At 72.5% G+C, this 4,379-nt stretch carries 3 protein-coding genes; 2 read left to right on the top strand and 1 reads right to left on the bottom strand.

Annotated features, from left to right (window positions below; genetic code table 11):
- Positions 1-1,003: hypothetical protein (locus ACVNF4_RS33035; protein WP_461806562.1), on the top strand; the 1,003-nt coding region annotated here is incomplete at its 5' end.
- 161 nt (positions 1,004-1,164) lie between these two features.
- Here the strand turns inward: ACVNF4_RS33035 and ACVNF4_RS33040 are convergent.
- Positions 1,165-1,587, bottom strand: coding sequence for a hypothetical protein (locus ACVNF4_RS33040; RefSeq protein WP_461806563.1), 423 nt, complete (start codon positions 1,585-1,587; stop codon positions 1,165-1,167).
- A 418-nt stretch (positions 1,588-2,005) separates the two neighbouring features.
- Between ACVNF4_RS33040 and ACVNF4_RS33045 the strand changes: the two genes are divergently transcribed.
- On the top strand, positions 2,006-4,379 hold a 2,374-nt coding region (locus ACVNF4_RS33045), incomplete at its 3' end, for a sensor histidine kinase (protein WP_461806564.1).

Below are 4,379 nucleotides of genomic sequence, written 5' to 3' on the forward strand. Positions count from 1 at the left end.
CGGCTGCGCGGGCGACCTGTCCGCCGCCGAGGCCGCCGTGCGCGAGGCGAGCGACGTCCTCGTCCGGCACGCCAACTCCACCCGGTACGAGCAGGTACGCACACCCGCGCGCCAGCAGATCCGGGAACTGCCCGCGTCCGCGCTGCCCGAGCACGCGCAGAAGTGGGCCGAGGCGTTCGCGCCCCGCCTGCGCGTCCTCACCGACGAACTGGCCCAGCTGGAGCGCAACCGCGACTCGATCGTGGACCGGCTGCGCGGGCTCGTGGAGTCGGCGCTCGCGACCCTCAGGTCGGCCCAGCGGCTGTCCCGGCTGCCCGAGGGGCTGGGGGAGTGGTCCGGGCAGGAATTCCTGCGCATCCGCTTCGAGGAGCCCGACCAGGCGACGCTCACCGAGCGCCTCGGCGAGGTCGTCGACGACGCGACGCGGGCCGCCGTGAAGAAGAACTCCGATCTGCGGCGCGACGGCATGTCCCTGCTGCTGCGGGGGGTCGCCGCGGCTCTCCAGCCGAAGGGCATCGCCGTCGAGATCCTCAAGCCGGACGCCGTGCTGCGCGCCGAGCGGGTGCCCGTCGGGCAGATGGGCGACGTCTTCTCCGGCGGCCAGCTCCTCACCGCCGCCATCGCCCTGTACTGCACGATGGCCGCGCTGCGCTCCAACGACCGGGGACGCGACAAGCACCGGCACGCCGGGACGCTGTTCCTCGACAACCCCATCGGGCGGGCCAACGCGACCTACCTGCTGGAACTCCAGCGGGCCGTCTCGGACGCCCTCGGCGTCCAGCTCCTGTACACCACCGGCCTGTTCGACACGACCGCCCTCGCGGAGTTCCCGCTGGTCATCCGGCTCCGCAACGACGCCGACCTGCGCGCCGGGCTGAAGTACATCACCGTCGAGGAACACCTCCGGCCCGGCCTGCCCCGGGAGATCCCCGCCGGGGAGGCGGTGCACACGGAGATCACGGCGACGCGGATGTACAAGAGGCCGGTGTCCAGCGCGTCGTAGGGCTCGGGCGGGGCGGCACCGACTCGGTGAACCTGCCTACGCGGGCGCCCTGTCGCGCCGTCCGCCCCGCGCATCCCCGCGCATCCCCTCGCCCCCGGCGTCCCACCGGCGGAGCGGGAACAGGGCCTCGTCGCCCCCGTCTCCCGCCCGCCGGCCCCGCCTCAGGAGTGGGACAACTGCCCCGCGCCACCCTGGCGGCGTATTCGCTCCTGCGCGCGCTCCGCGGCGCGGGCCAGGCGGCGTTCGCGGCGCAGGGCGCGGGCCGTGCTGCTGGGAGCCGAGACGACGCCGTGGCGCTGCTTCCAGACCTGGCGGGTCACCCAGACGTCGAGGGCGGACCAGGTCGCCACGACCGTGCTCGCCACGCTGCTGACGACCATCGGGAACGCCAGCCAGGACTCGGCCATCGTGCAGAAGAACGCCACCATCGCCTGGAGCAGTGTCACGGCGATGATCAGGAACGCCCTGACCGCCGCCGTCCGCACCGGATCGGGCATCCGGGGCCGCTTGGCCGGCTCCTCCACCCACAACGGGCGGGCCCGCTGTCCCTGCCGCGGGATCCGACTGTTCTGCGCCGTGCCCATCACGTGTCACACTCCCCACCGCCGGCCGACCCCCTGCCCGGTCCGAAGACCGGGTTCCCCAGTGGCTGCCCGGCTTGCGCTCATTTACGCCGCCGAGGCGCGGCATGCGGCTCATGTGGCCGGTTCCGCTCCCAATTCCCAATGAGTAGGACGAAGAAGACGCCTCGAAGATTCCCAAGCGACGACAAATTCTCGCCAACCCCGGCAGGAAACAGTTTGGCCACGGTCTCGCCGCCGACGCCCGATTCATGGCGGCAATCTCCCGCAATGACCTGACAACTCCCCATGCCCCGACCCCGGAGCGGAGGTTCGGGTTCCGGACTGGTCTTCGAGTTGCCTGTGGGTCGGTAGTAGGCTCGCGGCGTTTGTTGACGCACATACGAATCCCGGTCGCACGGGGTCCGAGCTGGGGGAGGCCATGCGCTTTCGCGGGAAGTCGATCCGCAGGAAGATCGTGGCGCTTCTCCTCGTGCCGCTCGTGTCGCTGACCGCCGTCTGGGGGTTCGCCACGGTCCTCACCGGACGTGAGGCGGGCCGGCTCTACACGGTCTCCTCCCTGATGGAGAAGGTCGGGTACCCCCTGGAGGACACCGTCCGGGTCATCCAGCAGGAACGCCGCCAGACCCTCGTCTACCTCGCCGACCCCGACGCCCGGAACGCCCTCGCGGCCCTGCGCCGTACGCGTTCGGCCACCGACGAGGCGTTCGCGGAGATCCGCGGCAACGCCAAGGACCCCGACCTGCGCGACAGCCTCGACGAGGACGACTCCGGCGGTCTCACCAACGTCCTGGACGCCTTCGACGGCATCGGCAACCTGCGCCGCGGCGTCGAGGACGGCACCGTCACCCGCGCCCAGGCCCTCGACCTCTACAACCGGCTGATCGACCCCTGCTACCTGCTGCTCGTCAGGCTGGACGTCGTCGACAGCGTCGAGATGGACAAGCAGTACCGCGCCCTCGTCGCCGTGGCACGCGCGCGGGAGCTGCTCTCCCGTGAGGACGCTCTGCTCGGCTCCGCCCTCGTCACCGGCAGGATCAGCCACGAGGAGAGCCGGACCGTCTCCGACCTCCGGGCCCAGCGGGAGGTCATCTACGAGGTCGGCCTCCCGCTCCTGCCCGGCACCGAGCAGAAGCGCTACGAGGGCTTCTGGGCGGGCGCCGGCACCGCGTCCCTGCGCACCGCCGAGAAGGCCGCGATCGACGCGATGGAGAACGGCGGCCGCCCCAAGGGCGTCACCGCCCGCAGCTGGGACACCGCCGCCGGCGGCGTCCTCGAACAGCTCGGCACCCTCGACGAACAGGCCAACGACCGCTACCAGGACCGCGTCCGCCCGGTCGCCGTCGAGGTCATCGTCAAGGCCGTCGTCGCCGGCGTCTTCGGCCTGATCGCGCTCCTGCTCTCGCTCTTCCTGTCCGTCCGCATCGGCCGCGCCCTCATCCGCGACCTGCGCCAGCTGCGCGTGGAGGCCCACGAGGCGTCCGCCGTCCGGCTGCCCAGCGTGATGCGCCGCCTCTCCGTCGGCGAACAGGTCGACGTGGAGACCGAGGTCCCCCACCTGGAGTACGACAAGAACGAGATCGGCGAGGTCGGCCAGGCGCTCAACACCCTCCAGCGGGCCGCCGTCGAGGCCGCCGTCAAGCAGGCCGAACTGCGCTCCGGCGTCTCCGAGGTCTTCGTCAACCTCGCCCGCCGCAGCCAGGTCCTGCTGCACAAGCAGCTCACCCTCCTCGACACGATGGAACGCCGCACCGAGGACACCGAGGAACTCGCGGACCTCTTCCGCCTCGACCACCTCACCACGCGCATGCGCAGGCACGCCGAGGGCCTCGTGATCCTCTCCGGCGCCGCGCCCTCCCGGCAGTGGCGCAAGCCCATCCAGCTGATGGACATCGTCCGCGCGGCCGTCTCCGAGGTCGAGGACTACGAGCGCATCGAGGTCCGCCGGCTGCCCCGGATCGCCGTCACCGGCCCGGCCGTCGCCGACCTCACCCACCTCGTCGCCGAACTCCTGGAGAACGCCACGGTGTTCTCCCCGCCGCACACCGCGGTCCAGGTGCTCGGCGAGCGCGTCGCCAACGGCTTCACCCTGGAGATCCACGACCGGGGCCTCGGCATGGCCCCAGAGGCCCTCCTGGACGCCAACCTGAGGCTCGCCGAGACCCCCGAGTTCGAACTCTCCGACACCGACCGCCTCGGTCTGTTCGTGGTCAGCCGGCTCGCCCAGCGGCAGAACGTCCGCGTCTCCCTCCAGACCTCGCCCTACGGCGGCACGACAGCCGTGGTGTTCATCCCGGAGGTCCTCCTCACGGACGACGTCCCGGACACCAACGGCATCGGCTTCCGCCTCGACCGGCCGCGCACCCCCAAGGACAAGAAGCGCCTCCCGGTCCAGCTCCCGGGGATGCCCGCGCCCGTCCTGGACGGCCCGGTCGAACTGGAGGCCCCGGTCGGCATCGACCCCCTGGGCTTCCCCCTGGCCGAGGACGACGACGCCCTCTTCCGCCGCCGGCGCCCCGGGATCGAGCCCGTTCCCGGACTGCCGCCCGTCACGGACCTGCCGTCGCGCCGCACACCGAAGCTCGTCAGCTCGCACGGCCGCCCAGTGGGCGACGACCCGCGCGCGCGGGACGACGGAAACGGCCGCCACGCGTCTCCCTGGGACCAGGGCCCCGCCGACTCCCTCACCCCGCTGCCCTCGCGCCGCAGGGGCGCCTCCAGCCACCTGCCGCGCGAGGAGGACCCGGCACCGCCCGCACAGCCCCTGCACCGGGCCCCCGAGGCCACCGCACCGC

The organism is Streptomyces sp. S6, assembly GCF_054880855.1.

What these genes read in the sequence shown, in the direction of transcription:
- ACVNF4_RS33040 (WP_461806563.1), bottom strand. Translation starts at nt 1,587, where the DNA reads ATGGGCACGGCGCAGAACAGTCGGATCCCGCGGCAGGGACAGCGGGCC.